Source organism: Nocardia sp. NPDC059236, assembly GCF_042754085.1.
In the GTDB taxonomy this organism is placed as follows: Bacteria; Actinomycetota; Actinomycetes; order Mycobacteriales; family Mycobacteriaceae; genus Nocardia.
Map to the genome: position 1 here is coordinate 14,204 of NZ_JBHZAF010000002.1, position 22,119 is coordinate 36,322.

At 65.9% G+C, this 22,119-nt stretch carries 20 protein-coding genes, 1 tRNA gene and 1 pseudogene; 15 read left to right on the forward strand and 7 right to left on the reverse strand.

Annotation, left to right across the window (positions count from 1 at the left end):
• Window positions 1–58: 58 nt before the first annotated feature.
• Window positions 59–1,780: a hypothetical protein gene (locus ACFXIV_RS05145; RefSeq protein ID WP_379421215.1), complete on the reverse strand. Its 1,722-nt coding sequence runs from the start codon at window positions 1,778–1,780 to the stop codon at window positions 59–61.
• A 287-nt stretch (window positions 1,781–2,067) separates the two neighbouring features.
• Here ACFXIV_RS05145 and ACFXIV_RS05150 point away from each other — a divergent pair, with 287 nt between their 5' ends.
• Window positions 2,068–2,652 carry a hypothetical protein gene (locus ACFXIV_RS05150; RefSeq protein ID WP_379404562.1) on the forward strand — a complete coding sequence of 195 codons (585 nt, stop codon included), beginning with the start codon at window positions 2,068–2,070 and terminating at the stop codon, window positions 2,650–2,652.
• Window positions 2,653–2,780: 128 nt separating this feature from the next.
• Complete coding sequence (locus ACFXIV_RS05155; protein ID WP_379404560.1) at window positions 2,781–2,990, forward strand: hypothetical protein; 210 nt, start codon at window positions 2,781–2,783, stop codon at window positions 2,988–2,990.
• A 315-nt stretch (window positions 2,991–3,305) separates the two neighbouring features.
• Here the strand turns inward: ACFXIV_RS05155 and ACFXIV_RS05160 are convergent, their stop codons facing one another.
• Complete coding sequence (locus ACFXIV_RS05160) at window positions 3,306–4,166, reverse strand: pentapeptide repeat-containing protein (RefSeq protein WP_379404559.1); 861 nt, start codon at window positions 4,164–4,166, stop codon at window positions 3,306–3,308.
• A gap of 269 nt (window positions 4,167–4,435) precedes the next feature.
• Between ACFXIV_RS05160 and ACFXIV_RS05165 the strand changes: the two genes are divergently transcribed.
• The 3 genes from ACFXIV_RS05165 (at window position 4,436) to ACFXIV_RS05175 (ending at window position 5,797) form a co-directional block, all read left to right on the forward strand.
• Entirely contained in the window at window positions 4,436–4,597 is a 162-nt protein-coding gene (locus ACFXIV_RS05165) for a hypothetical protein (protein ID WP_379404558.1), read from the forward strand.
• Window positions 4,598–5,065: 468 nt separating this feature from the next.
• Window positions 5,066–5,584 (forward strand): hypothetical protein, encoded by a 519-nt coding sequence (locus ACFXIV_RS05170; RefSeq protein ID WP_379404556.1) that lies wholly within the window; start codon window positions 5,066–5,068, stop codon window positions 5,582–5,584.
• A gap of 91 nt (window positions 5,585–5,675) precedes the next feature.
• Window positions 5,676–5,797, forward strand: a tRNA-Arg gene (locus ACFXIV_RS05175).
• Window positions 5,798–5,954: 157 nt separating this feature from the next.
• Here the strand turns inward: ACFXIV_RS05175 and ACFXIV_RS05180 are convergent.
• Entirely contained in the window at window positions 5,955–7,097 is a 1,143-nt protein-coding gene (locus ACFXIV_RS05180; protein WP_379404554.1) for a lipase family protein, read from the reverse strand.
• 552 nt (window positions 7,098–7,649) lie between these two features.
• Between ACFXIV_RS05180 and ACFXIV_RS05185 the strand changes: the two genes are divergently transcribed.
• Window positions 7,650–8,909: an alpha/beta fold hydrolase gene (locus ACFXIV_RS05185; protein ID WP_379404552.1), complete on the forward strand. Its 1,260-nt coding sequence runs from the start codon at window positions 7,650–7,652 to the stop codon at window positions 8,907–8,909.
• 256 nt (window positions 8,910–9,165) lie between these two features.
• Window positions 9,166–10,341 (forward strand): alkane 1-monooxygenase, encoded by a 1,176-nt coding sequence (locus ACFXIV_RS05190; RefSeq protein WP_379404587.1) that lies wholly within the window; start codon window positions 9,166–9,168, stop codon window positions 10,339–10,341.
• Between the two features lie 76 nt (window positions 10,342–10,417).
• Here the strand turns inward: ACFXIV_RS05190 and ACFXIV_RS05195 are convergent, their stop codons facing one another.
• Both ACFXIV_RS05195 and ACFXIV_RS05200 read right to left on the reverse strand, forming a co-directional pair.
• The gene (locus ACFXIV_RS05195; RefSeq protein ID WP_379404550.1) at window positions 10,418–11,971 is read right to left on the reverse strand and encodes an acyl-CoA carboxylase subunit beta; all 1,554 of its coding nucleotides are present in this window, start codon (window positions 11,969–11,971) and stop codon (window positions 10,418–10,420) included.
• 116 nt (window positions 11,972–12,087) lie between these two features.
• Window positions 12,088–12,324, reverse strand: coding sequence for a hypothetical protein (locus tag ACFXIV_RS05200; protein ID WP_379404548.1), 237 nt, complete (start codon window positions 12,322–12,324; stop codon window positions 12,088–12,090).
• Window positions 12,325–12,491: 167 nt separating this feature from the next.
• On the opposite strand from ACFXIV_RS05200, the pseudogene ACFXIV_RS05205 reads away from it, so the two are divergent.
• The 4 genes and pseudogenes from ACFXIV_RS05205 to ACFXIV_RS05220 all read left to right on the forward strand — a co-directional run.
• Window positions 12,492–12,638, forward strand: a pseudogene (locus tag ACFXIV_RS05205) (lipid-transfer protein); the annotation flags it as partial.
• A 2-nt stretch (window positions 12,639–12,640) separates the two neighbouring features.
• Complete coding sequence (locus ACFXIV_RS05210) at window positions 12,641–13,087, forward strand: MaoC family dehydratase N-terminal domain-containing protein (RefSeq protein ID WP_379404546.1); 447 nt, start codon at window positions 12,641–12,643, stop codon at window positions 13,085–13,087.
• A 30-nt stretch (window positions 13,088–13,117) separates the two neighbouring features.
• Window positions 13,118–13,948, forward strand: coding sequence for an SDR family NAD(P)-dependent oxidoreductase (locus tag ACFXIV_RS05215; protein WP_379404544.1), 831 nt, complete (start codon window positions 13,118–13,120; stop codon window positions 13,946–13,948).
• Window positions 13,949–14,041: 93 nt separating this feature from the next.
• A complete protein-coding gene (locus ACFXIV_RS05220; protein ID WP_379404543.1) occupies window positions 14,042–14,401 on the forward strand; it encodes a TetR/AcrR family transcriptional regulator in 360 nt (119 codons plus the stop codon).
• Window positions 14,402–14,422: 21 nt separating this feature from the next.
• Here the strand turns inward: ACFXIV_RS05220 and ACFXIV_RS05225 are convergent, their stop codons facing one another.
• Window positions 14,423–15,328 (reverse strand): IS5 family transposase, encoded by a 906-nt coding sequence (locus ACFXIV_RS05225; protein WP_379421216.1) that lies wholly within the window; start codon window positions 15,326–15,328, stop codon window positions 14,423–14,425.
• 107 nt (window positions 15,329–15,435) lie between these two features.
• On the opposite strand from ACFXIV_RS05225, the gene ACFXIV_RS05230 reads away from it, so the two are divergent.
• The 3 genes from ACFXIV_RS05230 (at window position 15,436) to ACFXIV_RS05240 (ending at window position 18,181) form a co-directional block, all read left to right on the forward strand.
• The gene (locus tag ACFXIV_RS05230; RefSeq protein WP_379421217.1) at window positions 15,436–16,329 is read left to right on the forward strand and encodes a TetR/AcrR family transcriptional regulator; all 894 of its coding nucleotides are present in this window, start codon (window positions 15,436–15,438) and stop codon (window positions 16,327–16,329) included.
• A gap of 101 nt (window positions 16,330–16,430) precedes the next feature.
• A complete protein-coding gene (locus ACFXIV_RS05235; protein ID WP_379405852.1) occupies window positions 16,431–17,375 on the forward strand; it encodes an ATP-binding cassette domain-containing protein in 945 nt (314 codons plus the stop codon).
• Complete coding sequence (locus tag ACFXIV_RS05240; RefSeq protein ID WP_379405850.1) at window positions 17,372–18,181, forward strand: ABC transporter permease; 810 nt, start codon at window positions 17,372–17,374, stop codon at window positions 18,179–18,181. Before ACFXIV_RS05235 ends, ACFXIV_RS05240 begins: the two co-directional genes overlap by 4 nt.
• On the opposite strand, the gene ACFXIV_RS05245 is transcribed toward ACFXIV_RS05240, so the two are convergent.
• Complete coding sequence (locus ACFXIV_RS05245) at window positions 18,165–21,344, reverse strand: BTAD domain-containing putative transcriptional regulator (protein ID WP_379421218.1); 3,180 nt, start codon at window positions 21,342–21,344, stop codon at window positions 18,165–18,167. The genes ACFXIV_RS05240 and ACFXIV_RS05245 overlap by 17 nt on opposite strands.
• 128 nt (window positions 21,345–21,472) lie before the next feature.
• Here ACFXIV_RS05245 and ACFXIV_RS05250 point away from each other — a divergent pair, with 128 nt between their 5' ends.
• On the forward strand, window positions 21,473–22,108 hold the full coding sequence (locus ACFXIV_RS05250) for a DUF4097 family beta strand repeat-containing protein (RefSeq protein ID WP_379397764.1): 636 nt from the start codon (window positions 21,473–21,475) through the stop codon (window positions 22,106–22,108).
• Window positions 22,109–22,119 lie beyond the last annotated feature (11 nt).

The following is a 22,119-nucleotide window of genomic DNA, read 5'->3' on the forward strand; positions in this document are numbered from 1 at the left end:
GCGCCCCTCCGGGCCTTGCCACGAAATCTTGTCAACAGCTCACCGCGAACTGGACCCGCTACTCGTCAGGCATAGTCTTCTTTTGCAGGAGTCCGAGCATAAGAACTGTGTGTATCAGCAGGGGCGCAGCGACCTCATTGTCACCCGAATAGAATCCATGCAGCATCAAGTTACGCATATTCATCCCTCCCGGGTAGCAGAATATGGCATTTAGAAAACGACGACGAGATTCATCTATGTCGTAGTATTTTACAAGCGTACCGATCAATGATCCCAATCCCGGGAACTGGCCGGGAGATTCTTCTCGCTGAAGGCGATAAACCCCGGCGTCAGCTTCAATCACCAGACGGCGTACCTGCATCTCTATCCTAGGCATCAGAGCATATGACGCACCCTCATCATCTCCGCACCACGAACGCTGCATCGACCTTATCAGCGGCCGGATAACTTCCCTCGGGATGCCAGGGAAATTTCCGAGGAAATCGGAAAGTTCTGCGGAACTAGGCATACCGAAACGCTGCGGTATCACCATCCAAGCATCGATCAGCGGCGTGATGTTCATCCTAAGGAACTGCAACTCACGCTGCACGAGGTCGTACTCAAACTTCTCCTCCGAAGTGGAGGTTTTAAATACAGGGAGACCGTCCGGGCCGGTCACATGAACCGGAAAGAGCGAAGCCAAGGGATGCTGCGCATTTGATTCTGAAACGAACTTCCGGTTGACCTCAAAATCGCCCGTCAACGGTCCTGCACAACCAAACGAGATCAGCGACTTTTGCCAGCTTTCATCGGATATAAAGGAGTCTCGCAACTGCTCCCATTCTTCCCTGAACAGGCTGGTCGCAGCAGAAAAATGCATGAAATCAAGCTGCTCGTTCCTGACAGATTGCAGAGCGACGGCAGCCACATTTCTTAGCGTCGGATAACCCGATTTGTCTGCAAGTTCGAGCGCCCGTTCGCGGCGTACGGAACGCACGATAGGCGACGACTCGCGCTCAGCTTCTGCGAGATGGGATTCAACACGCCTACTCCATATCTCAGCCCGCTTCTCCTCAGACGGCTTGCGCTGAAGCATAAACTCAAATGCGTGATCATTCCTATTCGCATCCGGCCAACTGTTCGACGCCGTTTCGAGTAATTCGTCGATACGATCCGGACAATCGGGATCTGTGATCGCATAGCTGAGCGCTCGATAGACTACGCCAGCCAACGGCTCCTCGACCTTAAGCACATTGTCGGCGATATCTAGCAGCTTATTTAAAGCTTCCGCGCGCTTGCCATTTTCTCCGATTGCGCGAGACAATCGTAATGCGGCACCTAGATCCATAGCAGAATCAACTAGGCTGGCCCACCCGAGTGCAGAATCAAAATATGCATCTATCGCCGCGAGGCATTGCTCCCTCTTGTCGGCCACCTTGAGTTCAAAGAGAATATGAGAGAATCGAGCCTTAGCGTGAGCCGACTTGACAGCCTTCTGCAACCCTCGCCAGATTTCTACCATTTCATCGGGTATATCCGACAATTTTGGCGGGTGATAGACCTCTCCGAACATGTGGCGCGGCGATAGATTGACGCGATTCCTGCCATTCTCTTCAGTAAAATCAATCTCGTAGCCAAACGCCCAGAAGGCGGCCTTGCCGGTCGGCGATGCATCATCAGGAACCTCCCACAGATGCAAGAACCCAAGTTCACTCCGGAGCTCATCAAGAAAAGCGTAGGGACTCTCCATGACAGCTACCCGATCGATCACGCCAGCGGTCAACAGCACGTCATCGTCCATCGCGCTGCTGTCAACTGCAACCTGGTCCCCGTCCATCAAGCTTCAGCCCCTTCCCAGTGAACTCAGCCGCCGATCTGGTGGCGGGTGTGACGTCAGGCACTCGCTCATCGTTCAGGACGCGCGGAACGTTGCGCCTTCTGCGCAGCGGTCCGAAGCAGCGGACGCCCTATTGAATGCGCGCTCCGACAGCCGCCAGGCCATATGCAGTGTGCCTTAAAGCGCACCTCGATACCGCCAATTGCCGCTACGGCCATCCGAGCGCGACGAGTTCACTACCGTTGAAGGGCGTGACCGACTTCTTCGAGGAGAGCTCTCGCCGCGCAACCGAGGATGCATGGCGCATCGCCCAGGAGGCACTCGCCCCGGCCATGTCCATCCGCGACGAATACGAACACCCCCTTGGCTACGACCACGCCGGGAATCTGGTTCAGGCCGTGGACATCCAGGTGTTCGACGTACAGAGAGCCCGCCGCGGTACAGAGCGACAGCAGACCATCGAACGAATCCTCGGCACGTTCACCACCGACCGCATGGTGACACCGGCCATGTCCGCCACCAAACAGCTCCGGTGGGGCGTCAGGCCCCCTTGGGGCCGACGGTCGCAAGCCTTCACCAATCAGCACCGCTCGATGCGCATGGATCGGATGACCCGACAGGACTACATCGAAGTCATCGGGGTGCGCGGCGATGAACGACTCGGCGGTCACGAGCAGAATCTGACCAAGGCCGACCGCGTGATATTCCGGTTCACCGGCAGCTTCGAGGTACGCGGGGAGAAGCTGGAACCCATACTCGATCTCCTCGCCGACGAAGGAGTCCGCCGCATCAGCTTCGAGGAACTACGGCGTGTCATCGAGCACTACGGCAGGTAGTGAGGTAGTGTTCGCTGGCTTGAACGTTCCGGGCTCCGGACCCGGACCCGCGTGACATATAGGTCACGCCAGGACATCGCAGGCCCCATTCAATGCGGGGCCAATTAGTCATACCCAGAGGTTGACTGATGTCCGACGACATGATTCCCCCTACCCGTCCGGTCCACCGCGGCAGAGGCAATTCGCCCGACGGGCGGCCGCATCCGCTGCTGGCGGTGCTGGTCGCGCTCGGCTGCGGCATCACGATCGGCGTGATGGACAACTGGCATGATGGTGCCGCCGTCCTGCTGGCCGTGTTGGCCGTGTTCCGTACGGCTTGGGGCGGCCCCGACAAGTAGTACTCCAACACTGCCGGGCGGGGAGTCTCGCCCGGCAGCGCGCTCCGCAGGGAGTCCGCAGCAGCGGCATGCACCTTCGATTGCCGCCAAGACGGACAACGACGAAATTCCGTGATAGAGGCCAGATCTCAACTCAGTCCACAACCGCCGATATCAGACAAAACGGGCCGTTTCGTGGTTCGGGACGAAGAAGTCGCAGGTTCAAATCCCGCGCACCACATGGAGTCATCGTGCGTTAATCGGCACTCAGCGGCCCATCCGGCCAATCCCTGTCTTTCAGGACTCGCCACCATCCGGTTACCGAGCCCGGAACGGTCACCGGGCGGACGGAGGAGGCGTGAAACCCGCCGGCCACCGGGTGCTGCTGTCGTAGACGATGTCGGTGAGATTCGCGCCGGTGAGATTCGCGCCGGTGAGATCCACGCGGGTGAGGTGCGCGCCGTTCAGGTTTGTTCCGGTCAGCTTCGCACCGGTGAGGTTCACGCGGGTCAGGTTCACACCGGTGAGGTCCGCACCGTCCAGGTTCGCGTAAGGCATGTTCGTGGTTAGGACCACCGCGAGCTCCAAGCTTTCGAAGTCAGCACCGCGGAGAATCACGCCCCGCAGGCTTGCGCTGCTCAGGTCCGCGCCCGTGAGGTCCGCGCCCGTGAGGTCCGCTTTGTCGAGATCAGCGGCACGAAGATTTGTGGCGCTCATGCCCGCGTTACGTAGGTTTGCATTTTGTAGATTCGCATTAGTGAAGTCCGTATAGAGCAGGTACGCACCAGACAGGTCCGCGCCGGTGAGGTCCGCGCCACTGAGGTCCGAACTGCTGACGTCCGCACCGCTGAGGTGTGCGTCGGCGAGGCCGGCACTGACAAGGTGCGTGCCGACGAGTTTTGCGTTGTTCAGATGCGCTTGCCCGAGGTCCACGCCGCCGCCGTCCTCGGTCACAAGATACGACGCGCCGATAGGGCGGCCGTTCAGTTGCGCACCAATCATGTTCGCGCCATCGAGGCAGGCCCGCCGGAAGTCGAGCCGAAAACCGAGATTGTGACTCGGATCGCGGCGGCTGATCACCGTCAGTGCGGTCTGAATGTCGCTCGGCACTTGGACTACGGCCGGTGGAGGAGGCGGAGTTTCACACGCTGCCGCGATTGTCTGGGTGCGCACGAACGATGCGAGCACCGCGAACACCGTCGAATAGTCGGAGGGCGAGTCCTTCGCTAATCGCTCGAATAGGTAGATGCCCGAGATCCGGACATTGATCTTGTCAGATGCCAGTTGTTCTGCAGCGAGTCGGAACCGGTCGGTGACCGCCGTCTGCTGGGCCAGACTGTATTGGCTGTTGGTAGCACGCAGCGATTGGCCAGTGAAGTAGAGGGCGCCAACGGCAGTGACCGCCGCGAGGAGTGCAGCTGCCGAGGTCGCGAGCGCGGTCAGAGTTGTCCACCGAGAGGTCGGTGATGTCGGTGCAGACGTATCGCGCGACGGTGGGGGTGGATCCGGCGGTAGCACTGGTGGATCCGGCGGTAGCACTGGTGGATCCGGCGGTGCGGGCCGCCGAAGCGACCGTCCTCGACCCCCGACCGGCGTGCGCCGCCGCGCTAGAGGAGTACCTCCGGTAACCATCGTCGCCTCCCCTCGGAGCGTGCTAATCAACGTAGCCGAAACCACGTAGGTGCTGGCGCTGAAACAGGCGTCTTCGCTCAGGACGGACGTCTCGATACACAGACGCCTGGAAGGTGGACCACAACAGAGGGTTTTAAGCGCATGCGGTGGTCGAACGGGTCCTTCAGATCGAGATTGTTGTCGTTCAACAGGTTCGGTCACCGGTACGAGTTCTCGATAGTTGATGCTCGCCGGCGGGCGCAGCACAATGGCGGGTACTCGGGCGAACGGGGGCATCATGGTCGAACGTGACGGCGGGTTCTGGTGGGTAGGGCAGCGTCGGACACACCCCCGCCGAAAGGATGCCGGGCACAACCCGAGCAGGATCGGCTCGGTGGTCCAAGCCGCGAAAGGCGCTGAGTACCAAAGCATCCGCTTCACGAACTGGCATGTGAAACCAGGACTCCTCCATTAGAGTCGCGCTCGTGAGCACGGAATGGCTAGCGGTCGCCGGGACTTTGGGTGGCGCGATCGTGGGGGCAAGTTCTTCAGTCCTGGTCGACTCGATCCGGGCACGCCGCGAGCGGTCCCTCCGCTTTGAAGACACGCAGCGATTCACGTACGTGAAGTTCTTGACGGCCTTGACGCAGACGGACAATGCCATGCAGGCATTAGCCATAGGTCGTGCAACCCCGTTGAGCCGTGCCGACGTTACTGCCACCTTCAGGTCGAATCAGTTGGTCGCGGCTCTGTATGAACTTGAGCTGGTTGCCCCAAAGACTGTTGGCGACGCCGCTGGTGTTGTGTACAAGGCTCTCAAAGCCATCCGGGAGGCGTTGGTTACGCAGAGCCTGACGGTTGGGGGTCAAGGAACAGGCTCGGCAGACTGGATCGCCGTTCACGAGCCCTTCCTGACGGCACTTCAAGAACTACGCGATGTGATGCGGCGCGAGCTGTATGTACCATCGTTTGCCGGACCCGCTCGCAGTGCTCACGGGGACTGATTCGGTACACGGCAACGATGCTCGACAAGGCTCAGTCGTGTACGCAGGATGTACGCAGCATCGCTGAACACCCCTGCCACGAGCCAACGTCACCAATGGCAATGGTGCAGGTGATCGCTAGTTTTCCAACCGCGTCAACGTCAGCAGAACCCGACAAACGGGACCTGGTCCGCTCTCCTAAAGCGGGTGTCGCAGGTTCGAATCCTGCCGAGGGCACATTTATCCAGGTCAGACCGTCGAACTCGGCCGACTGCCTCGCCGGGGCAGGAAGCCGGGGCCGCCCGGTCCGGACAGCTAGGCCCGGTCCGGGCGACCTGCCGGGCCGCCCGGACCGGGTGAGAACGCCGGCCGTGGAGTCACGGCAACCCTGTCAACAGTTGCTGGGTGCGGGCTCGCCGCGAACCCGGCCGTTGAGCCACGCCAGCACCTCGGGGGCACCCAGCACCGCTCCCGACAGATGCTCGGGTGCGGGAACGCGCAGCGTCTGCACCGGAACACCGGCCGCGCACCAGCGGTGGTCGGTGTTGTCGATCGCTTGGACCGGAATCAGCGGGTCGTCGGGTGAATGCCATTCGAACACCGGTGTTTCCGGCACTTCGCCGAAGAGTTCCAAGCTGTTCTCCTCCAGCACCGACTCGCCTTCACGGACGTTGAAGCCCCCGGGATCGGCCATGTATGCCCGCGCGCTGCCGCCCACACCCTCGGCGAGGATCTGATTGGTGCAGTCATTGGCCATGGCATTGCGGAGGGCCAAGCCATTCTGGTTGAGGTACGAGCTGATCGGCAGCTCGTTCGGATATTCGCGCTCGAGACCGATCGCCGCCGCCATGGCCAGCCCGAAGGCCGGGTGCGGGTCGTAGCCCAACGCCTGCACCATCGTCAGCAGGTTCATCGGGGCACCGCCGATGGCCGCACCCGCGAGCTTCAGCTCCGGCGCGTACGACGGTTGGAGCGCAGCCGCCGCCCCGGTGGCCATGCCGCCGCCGGAGTAGCCGGCCAACACGACCGGACTGTGCTGGGCGGCGAGTTCCGGCAGCTGTTTCACCGCTCGGACACCGTCCAGAACGATCCGGCCACCCAGACGTGCCGCCCCGAATGCGACGTACGGACCGAGATGATCCGGCAGCGCTATGCTCCAGCCCTGCGCCAGTACCATATTCAGAATCGACGCTGTCGTCAGGAGATTCGGATCGTCGGAGTACAGCAGATGCGACACGGCGCAGCTGGTGCCGAGCGCATTGATGAAGTGCTGATACGACATCAACGGGGCGTCGGGCTGGTGACCGACGGGGGTAAGGATCGTGGTGGTGGCCGCGATCGGCTCATCGTGGGAGTTGGTGGATCGGAATTGCACCAATGTAACTGTGGCGCCGGGAAATATGGCCACCGGCGGCATTGTCTGCGTGCGGAGCACATCACCGGGCCGGTGTGCCGCCAGATCCGCCGGGGCGGCGTAGAACGGATCCGGATCGGGTATCGGATATATCGGATCCGCCGCAGCCGTTGTCGTCATCGACAACCCAAGAACCACACCACCCAGCGCAGCCACAACTTTCGCCGACCCGCTGCGGAGGAAAACAGGAAACCGACCAAGCACGTGTCTGACCTCCATGAATAGTTCACGTCGTTCGACAAGCCAGTCCGAATTCTGAAACGACTATATCGGCAAACTTCCAGCAACACACCAAAACGGGCGTTTGTCATAGATCAGCCAACAGTCCTCCCCGAGACCGGGATTCACATGCTCGTCTGCCCGACGCCGGTCACCCGATCAACGAGCCCTCGCGCCTGCGCAACCCGAGGATTCCCAATCTCGTAGGGCGCAGAGGTCATTCATAGACATCCCCGAATTGGCAATGCCGACACGACGGGCAATCCCATAACGACACGCGGTGGGCCGACGTGAGTTCGGCGTTTCTTCCACTGATTCACAAAAAACCGATAGCCCTGCGTATAGCCTCAACACCCGATTCGAGATGCCCTGGGTCCCTCACTCGCAGGAAGGATCGATAAAGTGCGGAGGCGACTGCTTGGATTGGCCGTAGCTTTGACAGGAACCCTCATCATGGTTGGCGGAGGCGCCACGAACTCGGCGCTGCTCGCCAGCGCGGAACCCGTCGCGGCGGGCGACGATTTCTACCTGCCGCCGCCGCTACCACCCACACCGGGAGCCATCGTGCGCGCCGAACCGGCACAGGTGGCCTTCTCCGCACCCGGAATGCCCGGCGTCGTTCCGGCTGCCGCGACGCGAATGATGTACGTCAGCAGCGACACCCACGATGCGCCGACGGCGGTCGTCGGCACGTACCTGCAGCCGAGCGTGCCGTGGACCGGCCCCGGCGAGCGCCCGCTGGTCGCGTACGCGGGCGGCACCAAGGGCCAGGGCAATCAATGTGCGCCATCGAAATTGATGACGCAGGTCGTGCAATACCAGCCCCCGGCGGACATCATTTTCGAATACGACCTGCTGGCGCTGTATTCGCTGCTCGCCCGCGGAATCGCGGTGGTGGTGACCGACTACCACGGCCTCGGCACCCCCGACGTGCACGACTACCTCAACCGCAAGGCACAGGCGTACGCGCTGCTGGATGCGGCACGCGCCGCACTGCAATTGCCCGGCACCGGCCTCAACCCCGGCACGCCGGTCGTTCTCTACGGATACTCGCAGGGCGGCATGGCTTCCGCGGGCGCGGCCGAACTGCTGTCGAGCTACGCTCCCGAGCTGAATGTACGCGGTGCCTATGTGGGCGGTCCGGTGGTCGACGACGAATACTTCATCGGATACAACGACGGACGGCCCTCCATCGCACCGGCTTTCGCCTGGATCCTCAATGGCATCGCCGCCGACTACCCGGAGACTCGCCCGATCCTCGACGCCGAGCTCAATGACACCGGCAAGGCGATCCTGCACGACGCTCTGGGCAAATGCGCCGTCCCGGCCAGCCTGGCCCAGGACCATCCGCGCACGTCCGAATGGACCACCAGCGGCGAGCCGCTCACCGCGGTCATCGATCGGAACCCCGAGCTGAAATCGGCCTTCGACGAACAGCGCATCGGCACGCTCACTCCGTCGGTGCCTGTCCTCACCGCCTCGGCCATGAACGATGAGGGTGCGCCCTACGTGCCGGTGCGGGAGATGGCGGCCGGTTGGTGCAGTAGCGGCGTGACCATCGAACTGGATCCGAACGCGCAGATTCCGACCGTTTCGGGTCTGGTGGGCACCCATGTGCTGGCGTTCTTTCCGTCGCTGGCGGACTCGCAACAGTGGCTGACCGATCGGCTCGCCGGCTGGCCTGCTCCGAGCAACTGCGGGGCCCTGCCCTGACCCTCTGACGTTCGGTCCATGATGCCCGGCAGCCGGGATCGGTCCTCGCACCGATCCCGGCTGCCGGGCATTCGTGTATAGAACTCGATGTTCGTCACCGGGGATGGGTTGAATTGCCCGGTCAGTCACCATTTTTGGCAGTTCACCTAGCGCGGCGGAGAAATCCGACTAGTCTTAATCGACGGGTTTGAGCCAAACGATTTCGGCCACGTGCACTCACGAGCGAGTGTCGTTCAGTTGGATCAAAGAGGCGCCTATGTCGATTTTCCAGGATTCGAAGTCGCGCGACCCCAAGCGATACCTCTGGATTCTCGGGTTGATCGCTCCTTCGTGCGCTGTAGTTCCCTCACAACTGGTAGCCCGCACGGGGCTCACCATCTTCTGGTGGATCGGTCCGGTTTTCGTGCTGGTACTGATCCCACTGCTGGATCTGTCTGTGGGGGATGACGGGAGCAACCCACGCGAGGAGGACTACGAGGCATTATCCGAAGACCGGTTCTATCGGTGGTGTACGTACCTCTTTCTGCCGCTGCAGTTCATCGGGCTGCTCATTGCTGGCTATCTCTGGGCAAGTCAGGAGCTGAGCGTAGCCGACAAGCTCGGTTTGGCTGTGACGCTCGGGTTTGTGTCGGGCATCGGAATCAATGCCGCCCATGAACTCGGGCACCGGGCCGAACACCTGGAACGCTGGCTGGCGAAGGTCGCTCTGGCACAGTCGGGTTACGGGCATTTCTTCGTCGAACACAATCGGGGTCATCATGTGCGTGTGGCGACGCCCGAGGATCCGGCCAGCGCCCGATTCGGCGAGTCGCTGTGGGAGTTCCTGCCGCGCAGCGCGGTCGGCGGCTTCCGGTCGGCGCTGGCCTTGGAGCGAGAACGCCTGTCTCGCAAGGAAAAGCGCTGGTTCAGCTGGCACAATCAGCTGTTGCAGGCCTGGTCGATGAGTGTCGCGTTGTGGGGCACCATGATCCTGGCCTTCGGCCTCGGGGTGATTCCGTTTCTGATTGTGCAGGCGGTGCTGGGTTCGGGGCTGCTGGAAACGGTCAATTACATCGAGCACTACGGACTGCTGCGCCCGCGCCGCGCCAACGGCAACTACGCACGTTGCTCCCCGCGCGACAGCTGGAACAGCGACCGCCTGGTCACGAACGTATTCCTGTTCCACCTGCAACGCCACAGCGACCACCACGCCAATCCCGGTCGCCGCTACCAAACCTTGCGCAGCTCACAAACGGCACCACAGCTCCCGGCCGGCTACGCCACCCTGATCCTTGTCGCCGCCATTCCCCCGCTGTGGCGTGCCGTCATGGACCACCGCGTACTGGCCCATTACGGCGGCGACCTCTCGCTCGTGAACACCAAACCAGCACCCACGCGCCGCTTCGTGGGACCTATACGCCTGCATCGAATATCGACGACCGACAGGAGCTGATCGCGAGGAGACTTCGACAGCCGGATGGCTCAGGGCCATCCGGCTGTTGTCTCGCAACGGTTTTCGCGCCGGTGGGTCACATCGGGTATATCGGGTGCTTGCGGGGGTTGAACTCCGGCTTGACCGGCTTCTTGTCGCGGAGCAGGCGGAGGGCCTGGCGGATTTCCAGGCGGGTGCGGGACGGTTCGATGACAGCGTCGATGTAGCCGCGTTCGGCGGCGACCCAGGGGGTGGCGACCGTCTCGTTGTACTGGTTGATCATGAATTCGCGGGCTGCGGCGCGATGTTCCTCCGGCATCGCGGCCAACTGGCGTTTGCCGAGGAGGTCGACCGCGCTTTCGGCGCCGATCACCGCGATACGGGCTGTGGGCCAGGCGAAACTGACGTCCGCGCCGACCTGCCGGGCGGCCATCATGCCGTATGCGCCACCGTAGGACTTGCGTACCACCAGGTTGATGATCGGCACCGTCGCCTCGATGATGGCGCGCGGGACACGGCCGCCGCGGATGATGACGCCGTTGGCCTCCTCCGCGAGGCCCGGCAGCACACCGGGGGTGTCGGCGACGAACACGAGCGGGATGTTGAAGGCGTCGCAGAGCCGGATGAAGTAGGTCGACTTGTCCGAGCAGGCGGCATCGATGGAACCGCCCAGCACCAGTGGCTGATTGGCGATCACGCCGACCGGGTAGCCGTCGACGCGGGCGAAGCCGGTGATCAGGTTCGGCGCGAACGCGGCTCGGATCTCGTGGAACTCGCCGTCGTCGAAGATGCGCAGCAGGATCTCGTGCATGTCGTAGCCGGCACGATCGGAATCCGGGATGATCGTGTCGAGTTCCCGGTCACTGGCCGTAATCTCGGGCTCCAGGCCGGGATTCACGATCGGCGGCTGCTCGACGCAGCTCGTCGGCATGAAGCTCAGGTAGTTACGGGCCCACTCGTAGGCCTCCTGCTCGGTCTCGGCCACGTGATGCAGGGTGCCGCGTTCGGCCTGCACCTTCGCGCCGCCGAGCTCCTCGGCGGTGACGTCCTCGCCGTTGACCGCCTTGATCACCTCCGGCCCGGTGACGAACATGTAGGAATCCTTGGTGCCGATTAGTACGTCGGTATTGATCGGCCCGTACACCGAGCCCGCGGCGCACTTGCCGAGAATGATCGACACCTGCGGCACATAGCCGGACAGCTTCTCCAGCACCCGGGAGATATCACCGAACGATGCGATGGAACCCACCGCGTCCTGGATCCGCGCGCCGCCCGAATCGTTGATCGTCACCACCGGGCACGCGTTGTCGAACGCGAATTTCAGTGCCCGCATGAACTTCTGGGCGGACGTGACCCCGACCGACCCGCCGTACACGGTCTGATCGTGGGAGATCACCACCACCGGGCGCCCCCCGATCAGCCCGCGACCGGTGACCAGTCCGTCACCGTAGAGCGCGTCCGGTTGACCGGGCTGGCGAGCCAGCGCGCCGGTCTCGATGAACGTGCCGCGGTCGAGCAGCATCTCCACCCGCTGCCGAACGCTCGGAATGCCTTTCGACGCCCGCTTGGCGATACCGGCCTCACCCGCGGGTTCTGCGGCGATCTCCAGGATCTTGGCCAGTTCATCGAGCTTCGCCCGCGTACCGATCACGCTTGTTGCCACCTTCCCAAACAAACTGTTGTGCCTCGCGACGGTAAGCGGCGCCGAGACAGTACGGGTCACTGAAGCAGATAAACGTGATGAATCACAGTCCCGGCCGGCGGCCGTCAGCAGAACGGGATGCCCACGGAGCCGTTGAGGCTGGTGTGGAAGAGGATGCAGACCAGGTAGTTGGCGGCGGAGTAGGACCCGCTGGAGGAGCCGGTGGCGGTGGTGTCCACAGGCTGGGCCTGCGCCGGCGCCGGCGCCGGCGCATCGGCCTGGGCGGGGGCGGCCAGCACGCCGGCGGGGGTGAGAAGGGCCGCGGTGACGGCGAACGCGGCGAGGGTCTTCTTCGAATTCATCTGTGGCTCCATCGTTCTCGATCTCGGCGGGAGCAAGTATCGAACCCGGGCCGCAGCCACCGACAGCCCCAACAGTTGGGGTCGCCGACGCCGAGGCCAAAGTAAGTGAAAAATGAATAGCTGAATCTGAGGATCGGGAGCTGAACATACCCGAGGATTGCGCACCCACCGGCCTGGCGCAGTGCGCCGAACTGGTCTGGCAGCTGCGCGGCCGGGCCGCCGCCCGGCAGGTCGAGGGTGCGCGAATCGCCCTGCAGCACAACATTGGCCTGGGCGGGGCGGCCGTCGTGACCCTCTACCAGAAGGTGGACTGAGCATGGCGCTGGATCCCGGTGTGATCGGCACCGAGCTGCCACCGATCACCATGACCCTGGACGCGGGTCGACTCCGGTTCTTCGCCAAGGCCATCGGCGAGACCAACCCGGTCTTCACCGACGAGCGCGCCGCCGCCGCTGCCGGGCACCGCGCCCTGCCCGCGCCGCCGACATTCCTGTTCGCGATCGAACTCGAGCAGCCGGACCCGTTCGGCCGGCTGGCCGGGCTCGGTGTCGATCTGCGCCGAATCCTGCACGGCGAGCGGCACTTCATCTACCACGCCACCGACTATGCCGGGGACACGCTGACCGCGTCACCCCGTATCACCGACGTCTACAGCAAGAAGGGCGGCGCGCTCGACATCGCCGTCACCCTGCCCGACGGCACCGTCACGCTCACCGGGACCGCGGTCGTCGCGCTCATCGGGCCCACCGTCACAGCGCTCTGACTTCTCACCTCCTCCGAAAGGTATTGCTCCATGGGAACTCTGGACAACAAGGTCGCCATCGTCTCCGGATCCGGGCGCGGCATCGGGCGCGAGATCGCCCTGAAGCTCGCCCGCGAGGGCGCGTCGGTCGTGGTCAACGACCTCGACGCCGAACCCGCCAAGGAGACCGTGGCCGCCGTCGAGGCGGCCGGCGGCCGGGCGGTCGCCTGCATCGGCTCGGTCACCGACGAGGACTTCGCCGAACGCTTCGTGACCACCGCCACCGGCAGCTTCGGCGGACTCGACATCATCGTCAACAACGCCGGATACACCTGGGATTCGGTGATCCAGAAGATGACTGACGAGCAGTGGGACGCCATCCTCGACGTCCACCTCAAGGCCCCCTTCCGGATTCTGCGCGCCGCCCAGCCGGTGATCGCCGGACTCGCCCGGCAGGCGGTCGCGGCCGGCACGCCGGTGCCGTGCCGCAAGGTCGTGAACATCTCCTCGCTGGCCGGCACGGGAGGCAATGCGGGACAGGCGAATTACGCCGCCGCCAAGGCCGGCATCAATGGACTCACCAGAACCCTGGCCAAGGAGTGGGGGCGCTACAACGTCACCGTGAACTCGGTCGCCTTCGGGCTCATCAAGACCCGGCTCACCGAGACGCCGGCCGACGGCGACAGCACCATCGACGTGCTGGGCCGGCAGCTGAAGGTGGGCGTCAACCCGGATCTGCTGTCGACCATGGAACGGATGATCCCGCTGGGCCGGGCCGGAACACCCGCCGAGGCGGCCGGCGCGGTGTACCTGCTGTGCAGCCCGGACTCCGACTACGTCAGCGGCCAGACCCTGGTCTGCGGCGGCGGATACATCTTCTAGCCGCGGGCGTCCGCGGCCGATCGGGCCGGGTCGCCCGCTCCCTATAGTGAGGGCGGGCGACCCACCACCGGCGAGCGAGAAGGAGCGGCGACCATGAGCGACACCGCCGAGCACGCTGCCACCCGCCCAGCCAATCGCCGCGACCTCATCGTCGCCGCCGCGACCGAACTGTTCTATCGGCGCGGCTACGCCGATGTCGGCACCGGCGACATCGCCGACGCGGTCGCGGTCGGACCGTCCGCGCTGTACCGGCACTTCCGCAACAAGAACGATCTGCTGCGCGCCGTGGTGGCCCAGCCCATCGAGATCGTCACCGAACTGCTCGACGCGGCGCGGGCCGAGCCGGACACCGATCTCGCCCGGACGCTGGCCACCGTCATGCTCGATCAGCGCGCCGTCGGCGTGCTCTGGCACCGGGAGGCGCGGCACCTAGGTTCTGTCTCGAAGTTTTGAGGGCGGGCCTGTGGCTCGCCCTCAACTGTGTCGCAGCCACTGGTTGATGACAGCGATATGGATCGTGGCCTGGTAACGGACGGCGAGTTTGTCGAAGCGAGTGGCCACGGCCCGATGCTGTTTGAGCTGGTTGATGCCCCGCTCGACAGCGTTGCGGTCACGGTAGAGGACCGGATCGAACACCGGGGGCCGCCCACCAGCACTACCGCGACGCCGCCGGTGCGCGACCTGATCCGCGGGGACCGGGATCGTCGCGCGGATCCCGTGACGACGCAACCACTCCCGATTCCCGCGACTGGAATACGCTTTGTCGGCCAACACCCGCTCGGGCCGGGTCCGAGCCCGCCCGCCACCGCGTTTGGGCACCGTGATCGAGTCCAGCACTGCCGTGAACTGCGGACTGTCACCGGCCTGACCCGCGGTGACCAGCACCGACAACACCCGGCAGCCCCGATCACACGCCAGATGCAGCTTGCTGGTCCACCCACCCCGCGAACGCCCCAACCCGTGATCGGCGGGCTCGCACTGCCCCGGCCCGGCCGGTGGTTCGGCCTGCCCGCCGCTGTCGCGGCGGGCGCCGGCGGCATGCGGATGGGCTCGGGTGATCGTGGAATCCACGCTGACCTGCCAGTCGATTACCCCGGCCGCATCGGCCGCCACCTGCAGCGATGTCACGATCACCGCCCACGACCCGGCCCGCTGCCAGCGCCGGAACAACCCGTACACCGCTTGCCAGGACCCGTACTCGGCCGGCACGTCCCGCCACGGCACCCCGGCGCGGCACCGCCACCGGATCCCATCGATGAGCTGCCGCTTGGTCCACTTCGGCGGGCGTCCCGCCTTCTTCGGTCGAGGCAGCAGTGGCTCCAGCCGCGCCCATTGGGCATCGGTCAGGTCCGCTCGCCCCGCCACCGCTACGCTGGTCAACGAGGTCTCCGGTTGGTCTCCGGTTTTGCTTGGTCGCTAAACCACCTACCGGAGACCTCGCCTATATGCCAACGCGGCCAACAACTTTCATCAAACATGCTGATGGGGTGGCACCGCTGCGCGGTGCCACCCCATCACTCACTTCGAGACACAACCTAGACCCCGACGCGAAAACCGAACTCCGGCAGCGGGCGCGCGGCATCGGCGCACGGTTCGCCGATCTGCTGCGCACGCGGACACCGCGGCTGACGCCCGCTCAGGCCGAAATAATCGGCTGGGCAGCGCTTTCCACGGCGTCCAGCATCTCGTTCCACAATCTGGAACTGCCGCGTCAGCGTTTCGTGCAGGTGCTCACCGACATGGTCGACGCGATCCTCACCGCCGACCTCCCCGTCCCGCGTCCCGCGACCGCACCGCCCGCCGGCCCGTCGGCGGGATGGTCCCCGTCGCGGCGTATCGCCATTCTCACCGCGGCGACGAAACTCTTTGCCGAGCAAGGCTTTTCCGGTGTGGCGCTCGAGGACATCGGCGCGGCCGTCGGCATTGCCGGACCCAGCGTCTACAACCACTTCGACAGCAAGGCCGACATCCTGATCGCCGTTCTCGACCAGGGCAATCACGTCCTGCGGGCCGACATGTACCGCGATCTGACCCGCGCGACCGACGCCGCCGACGCACTCGACCGGCTGCTCACCAGCTACACCGAATTCGCCTTCGAGCAAACCGGTCTCATCCGGCTGCTCACCTCCGACATCGATCAACTCCCCGCCGCCGATCGGCACCGTATGCGTGGCGTGCAGCACGAATACATCGCCGAGTGGGTGCAGCTGGTGCGCCAGGTCCACCCCGGCCAGGACGAGCTGGAAGCCCGCCTGCGAGTCCAGGCCGCCCTGAGCGTCATCAACGATCTCGCCGCCACCCCCCGCCTCCGAGCCACCCCTGACACGCCCCGCCTGACCCGTCATCTGGCCGCCGCCCTGCTGGCTCCGCCCCACGGCTGACAGCCCTCGCCCACCCCTCGTGACCAGGCAGAACACCGTGTCAGAGGGCGTATCAGGTCGGTGTCAGGCCGGTATCAGGCCGGGTCGCGACAGTAGTCCACATGAACAGCACAGCAATCGCGGCCTCGGGGCTGCGGAAGGCTTACGGGGACAAGACGATCCTCGACGGCATTGATCTGAATATCGGTGTGGGAACGATCTTCTCGCTGCTCGGGCCGAACGGCGCGGGCAAGACCACGACGGTGAACGTGCTGACCACGCTGCTGAAGGCGGACGGCGGGACGGCCCGGGTCGCCGGGCACGACATCGCCACCGAGACCAAGGCGGTGCGGGCGGCCATCGGGGTGACCGGTCAGTTCGCGGCGGTGGACGACCTGCTGACCGGCGAAGAGAACCTGCAGCTGATGGCCGATCTGCACCGGCTGCGGGGCGCGGCGCGCAAGCAGGTGGTCGACACGCTGCTGGAGCGCTTCGACCTCACCGAATCCGCGCGCAAGCAGGCGGCCACCTACTCCGGCGGCATGCGCCGCAAGCTGGACCTGGCGATGACGCTGGTCACCAAGCCGGACATCGTCTTCCTCGACGAGCCGACCACCGGACTGGACCCGCGCAGCCGGCGCACCATGTGGGAGATCGTGCGGGAGTTGACCTCCGACGGCGTGACCATCTTCCTCACCACCCAGTACCTCGAGGAGGCCGACCAGCTGGCCGACCGGATCGCGGTTCTCGACGGAGGCCGCATCGTCGCCGAAGGCACCCCGGACGACCTCAAGCGCCGCGTCCCCGGCAGCTACCTCCAACTGCGGTTCACCCACCTCACCGAACTGGAAGCAGCCGCACGGATCCTGCCCGCCGCGACCATGGACAGCGAGGCGCTGACCCTGCAGGTGCCCGGCAACGGCGGCACCAAAACGCTGCGGGCCCTGCTGGATCGGCTCGCCGATCACTCGGTCGAGGCCGCGGAGGTCTCCATCCACACCCCTGATCTCGATGACGTTTTCCTTGCCCTGACCGGGCACGCCACCACGGAGGCCGACGCACAATGAGCACCATCGTTTCCACCGGCAGCACCCCGAACCGCACCGTCGCGACCGGCGCCCTGGCAGCGTCGCTGGGCGACTCGGCGATCATGTTGCGCCGCAACTTCAAACACATCGCCCGCAACCCGGTCGCGATCTTCAACGCCGCGCTGATGCCGGTGGTGATGCTGCTGATCTTCGTCTACGTGTTCGGCAGCGCCTTCAATGTCGGCGAGCACTACATCAATTACGCGACACCGGGCATGATCCTGCTGGCCATCAGCTACGGGCTCTCCGGCACCGCGGTCGCGGTGAGCTCGGACATGGCCAAGGGCGTCATCAACCGGTTCAAGGTCATGGACGTTTCCCGCGGCGCCGTGCTGACCGGGCACGTGGTGGCCACCATGCTCACCAATGTGGTCGCCATCGCGGCCGTGCTGGGAGTGGCGTTCGCCCTGGGCTTCCGGCCGCCGGCCACCGCGCTGGACTGGCTGGGCGCGCTCGGCATCGTTCTGGCCACCTCGTTCGGGGCGTCCTGGCTGACCGTCGCCCTGGGCATGGCCGCCAAGACCCCGGAGTCCGCGGGCATGTCCGTGGTGCCGCTGATCATGCTGCCCTTCGTGAGCAGCGCGATCGTCCCGGCCGACCAGATGGGCCAGGGCGTCCGGCAGTTCGCGCAGTACCAGCCCTTCACCCCGATCATCGAGTCCCTGCGCGGGTTCCTCACCGGGCACCCGTCGGGCGGCTACACCGCCGCGGCGCTGGCCTGGTGCGCCGGGTTCGCGATCGTCGGATACCTGTGGTCCCGTGCCACTTTCACGAAGCGAGCGTGATCTCGGCCAGTTCATGCCAGACCGCCCGCGCCCCCTCCCCCGTCGCCTCGGTGAACTTCATGTCACCGAGGCGACTTCGCGTTGTCCGCTCGATCCGGGCCGCATCCGGGTGGGAATGATCCGACACGCCACGCACCGCGGTACTGGCCGCGAGCAGCCGCACCGCCTGCTCGTCCTGCTCCGCCCGCAACGCCAGATCCGCGAGACCGACCAGCACCTTGGCCAGCAGGGGCGCGTGCCCCGCCGCCGACGCCACCCGGAAGGCCGCAGCCCGATGATCGCGGGCCTCGTCGAGACCGTCCGCCAGATAGCCGAGCAGATCGTGGATCACCGCACTCATGAACGGCTGCTCCGATTCCCCCTCCAGCAGGGTCTTCGCGACGCCGATCTGCCGGTGCGCCTCTTCGGGATCCGCGTTCCAGCGCGCCAATTCCGCTCGGGCCAGGGCCATTTCGGCCAGCGCGATCGGCCAGCCGGTCTGATCCGCGTACCGCTGGGCCTCGGCCATGGCGGCCGCGCTCGCCGCCGCGTCGCCCAGCAGCCAGTACAGCTGCGCCTGCCGTGACCGCATCCGGACCAGATCCTCGATCGCGCCGACCTCGGCGACCACCGCGATCGCCTGCTCGAGATATTCACACGCACTGGCGAATTCGCCGCGCAGGGCGAGGCTGTCGGCCAGCTCGGTCAGCGCGAACGAGATCCCCCAGCGCTCACCGACGGCCCGGAACTCCGCCAGCGCCAGCTCCAGCTGTTCATCGGCCTCCGGCCCGCCCTGGCCGAGCACGGTCCGCAACTTGCCCAGTTGCAGCCGGGCCAGCGCCCGCACCCACGGATCGTCGTCGCCGAGCAGCGCCTCGAAGGCGGGCAGGAACTGGTCCGGCCCCTGCAGCATGCGTTCCAGCGCGACCACGAAGGCCAGCGTCGGATGACCGGTCCGGCCGCCGCCGGTCCGATCGCCGCCGGCCCGGTAGGCCTGGTGGATCCATTCCTCCACGTGGTGTTCGTCATTCGGGCCGGAGGTCATGAAATGCACGACGAGCCCGTAAACCGTGGCCCGGGTCTCGTCGTCGGCTTCGCCGGGCGTCCGGGCGGCCGCGGTGACCAGCTCCATGCCCTCGGCCTTGTGCCCGCTCAGCCACCAGTACCAGCCGGCGGCCGCGGCCAGCCCCATGGCCGCGGTCGCGTCCTCCGCGGCGAGCGCGCCGCGCATGGCGGCCGCGATATTGTCGTGCTCGGGTTCGAGGACGGCGAGCCATTCCAGCTGTTCGGCCCGGCGCAGATGCGGTTCCGCGGTCGCGGCCAGTCCGGTGAAATACGCCAGATGCGCGCGCCGCGCCGCGTCCGCCTCCCCCGCCTCCGCGAGCCGGTCGCGGGCGTACTGCCTGATCGTCTCGAGCATCCGGTAGCGCGGCCCGCCGTCGCCCGCGGTGAGCAGCAGCGATTTCTCGGTCAGCGCGGTCAGCAGCTCGAGCACCTCCCACTGTTCGACCGCCGCGGGCCGCCCCTCGGATTCGCTACTCGCACAGACCTGTTCGGCCGCCTCGAGGCTCGCGCCGCCGGCGAACACCGAAAGTCTGCGCAGCACAGCCTGTTCGGCCTCGCTGAGCAGTTCCCAGCTCCAGTCCACGACCGCCCGCAGGGTCCGGTGCTGCGGTTGCGCGGTCCGGCTGCCCCCGGTCAGCAGCCGGAACCGATCGTCGAGACGGGTGGCGAGCTGCTCGAGGGACATGGTGCGCAGGCGGGCCGCGGCCAGTTCGATCGCCAGCGGGATCCCGTCGAGCGCACGGCACACGCGGGCCATGGTCGCCAGGGTGCGGGCATCGGCGCCGAGGTCCTGGCGCACCGCGCCGGCGCGGTCGCGCAAAAGCTGGACGGCCGGGGAAGATTCGATCGCGCCGGGGGCCGCGTCCGCGGCGGGCAGCGCCAAAGGCTCGACCTGCCAGAGCGCTTCACCGGTGATGCCGAGCGGTTCGCGGCTGGTGGCGAGAATGCGCAACCGCTGGCACTCCCCGAGCAGGCGGTGGGCGAACGCCGCCGAGGACTCGATCACGTGCTCGCAGTTGTCGAGGATCAGCAGCATGTCGCGCTCGCGGATGGCCGCGATGAGGCGGTCCATGGGTTCCGCGTTCGCCCCGCCGCCCAGCAGGGCGTCCCGCAGCCCGAGCGCGGCCAGCGCCGCCTGCGCGAGGTCACCGCCCGCGCTCGCCGAGGACAGCTCCACCAGCCACGCGCCGTCCGGCAGCCCGTCGAGCAGGGCGCGCCCGGTCTCCGTGGCCAGCCTGGTCTTTCCCGAACCGCCCGGTCCGGTCACCGTGGTGAGCCGATGGCGGGCGACGAGAGCGCGCACCGCGGCGACGTCGGCCTGCTTGCCGACGTATCGGGTCAGTTCGGCGCGCAGGTTGGTCCGGCGGTCGTCCTCCCGCCCGCCCACCTCCCCGCGCAGCAGGGCGACGTGCAGGGCGGACAGCTCCGGCGAGGGATCCACACCCAGCTCGTCGGCGAGGGCCTCCCGGACCCGCTGGTACACGACCAGCGCCTCGGCGCCCCGGCCCGCGGCGGCGAGCGCGCGCATCAGCGACGCGGCGAGTCGTTCCCGCACGGGGTGCTGGGCCACCAGATCATTCAGTTCGGTGACCAGTTCCGCGCCCCGGCCGAGCCGGAGTTCCGCGTCGTACCGATCCTCGAGCGCACCGACGTGCAGTCCCTCGAGCCGGGCGATCACCGCGTCGAGGGCCGCGCCATCCTGCGCCCCGATGTCCCGCATGGGCGCGCCGCGCCACAGTGCGAGGGCCTCGCGCAGCAGTTCGGCCTGGTGGACGTCGTCGCCGCCACGGGCCTGGTCGAGGAGCTGTTCGAACCGCACGGCGTCGATGTCGCCGGGCGCCACCGTCAGCCGGTAGCCGCCCGCCTGCACGTCGATCGACCCGTCCGGCAGCACCCGCCGCAATCGGGAAACCAAGGCCTGCAAGGCATTCGCCGCATCGGACGGCGGCTCCTCGCCCCAAATCCAGTCGACCAGCCGCGCTTTCGAGACCGCCCGGCCGGGTTCCAGCGCGAGCGCGATCAGCAGCGACCGCAACCGGGCGCCCGGCACCTCCAGCAATCCGCCGTCGTCTGCCCGGATTTCGAGCGGCCCAAGCATTCCGATCTGCACCCGGACCATTCTGCCGTGCGCTGTCCAGCCGGACCGAACACATGTCAGCGGACGTGTCAGTCCGGCGTCAGGCCGCTGTCAGCCGGGCTCGCGAAAGTAGTCACATCAGCAGCACAGACCCTCGAAGGAGAAACACCATGACCGCGTTCCAGACCCCCGAAGCCATCACCGTCGCCGTCGACGTGGCCGCCGGAAACGTCACCGTCATCGCCTCGAACCGCACCGATACCGTGGTCGAGATCCGCCCGGCCGACGCGTCCAAGAAGGAGGACGTGCGCGCCGCCGAGCAGATCCGCGCCGAGTTCGCCGCGGGCACCCTGACCGTGCAGGCCCCCAAGGGCTGGCGGAAGTTCTCCCCGCTCGCGGGCCGCGGCTCGGTCGAGGTCACCATCGAGGTGCCCGCCGGCTCCCGCTTGACCGGTTCGCTCGGCATGGGCAACCTGCTGGGCGCGGGCCCGCTCGGCGAGTGCGAGCTGGAGGTCTCCGCCGGTGACATCACCGTCGAGCACCCGCTCGGCTCGGTCACCGCGAAGGTCGCGAAGGGCGACATCCGCATCGTCGAGGCCACCCGCGGCGTGATCGACGTGGAGACCTCCACCGGCGACCTGTCGGTCGGCATCCACCCGGGCAGCGCCGCCCGGATGGAAACCAACGCGCAGAAGGGCACCATCCAGAACCAGCTGTACCCCGTCAGCCGGCCGCAGGACATCGTCGAGGTCCACGCCCGGAACTCCTACGGCAACATCACCATCGGGCACACCACCGCCGCCTGACCCGCATGGTT

What these genes read in the sequence shown, in the direction of transcription:
- ACFXIV_RS05145 (WP_379421215.1), bottom strand. Translation starts at nt 1,780, where the DNA reads ATGGACGATGACGTGCTGTTGACCGCTGGCGTGATCGATCGGGTAGCT.
- ACFXIV_RS05155 (WP_379404560.1), top strand. Translation starts at nt 2,781, where the DNA reads ATGTCCGACGACATGATTCCCCCTACCCGTCCGGTCCACCGCGGCAGA.
- ACFXIV_RS05165 (WP_379404558.1), top strand. Translation starts at nt 4,436, where the DNA reads ATGTCGGTGCAGACGTATCGCGCGACGGTGGGGGTGGATCCGGCGGTA.
- ACFXIV_RS05180 (WP_379404554.1), bottom strand. Translation starts at nt 7,097, where the DNA reads ATGACGACAACGGCTGCGGCGGATCCGATATATCCGATACCCGATCCG.
- ACFXIV_RS05185 (WP_379404552.1), top strand. Translation starts at nt 7,650, where the DNA reads ATGGTTGGCGGAGGCGCCACGAACTCGGCGCTGCTCGCCAGCGCGGAA.
- ACFXIV_RS05190 (WP_379404587.1), top strand. Translation starts at nt 9,166, where the DNA reads ATGTCGATTTTCCAGGATTCGAAGTCGCGCGACCCCAAGCGATACCTC.
- ACFXIV_RS05200 (WP_379404548.1), bottom strand. Translation starts at nt 12,324, where the DNA reads ATGAATTCGAAGAAGACCCTCGCCGCGTTCGCCGTCACCGCGGCCCTT.
- ACFXIV_RS05210 (WP_379404546.1), top strand. Translation starts at nt 12,641, where the DNA reads ATGGCGCTGGATCCCGGTGTGATCGGCACCGAGCTGCCACCGATCACC.
- ACFXIV_RS05215 (WP_379404544.1), top strand. Translation starts at nt 13,118, where the DNA reads ATGGGAACTCTGGACAACAAGGTCGCCATCGTCTCCGGATCCGGGCGC.
- ACFXIV_RS05220 (WP_379404543.1), top strand. Translation starts at nt 14,042, where the DNA reads ATGAGCGACACCGCCGAGCACGCTGCCACCCGCCCAGCCAATCGCCGC.
- ACFXIV_RS05235 (WP_379405852.1), top strand. Translation starts at nt 16,431, where the DNA reads ATGAACAGCACAGCAATCGCGGCCTCGGGGCTGCGGAAGGCTTACGGG.
- ACFXIV_RS05240 (WP_379405850.1), top strand. Translation starts at nt 17,372, where the DNA reads ATGAGCACCATCGTTTCCACCGGCAGCACCCCGAACCGCACCGTCGCG.
- ACFXIV_RS05245 (WP_379421218.1), bottom strand. Translation starts at nt 21,344, where the DNA reads ATGGTCCGGGTGCAGATCGGAATGCTTGGGCCGCTCGAAATCCGGGCA.
- ACFXIV_RS05250 (WP_379397764.1), top strand. Translation starts at nt 21,473, where the DNA reads ATGACCGCGTTCCAGACCCCCGAAGCCATCACCGTCGCCGTCGACGTG.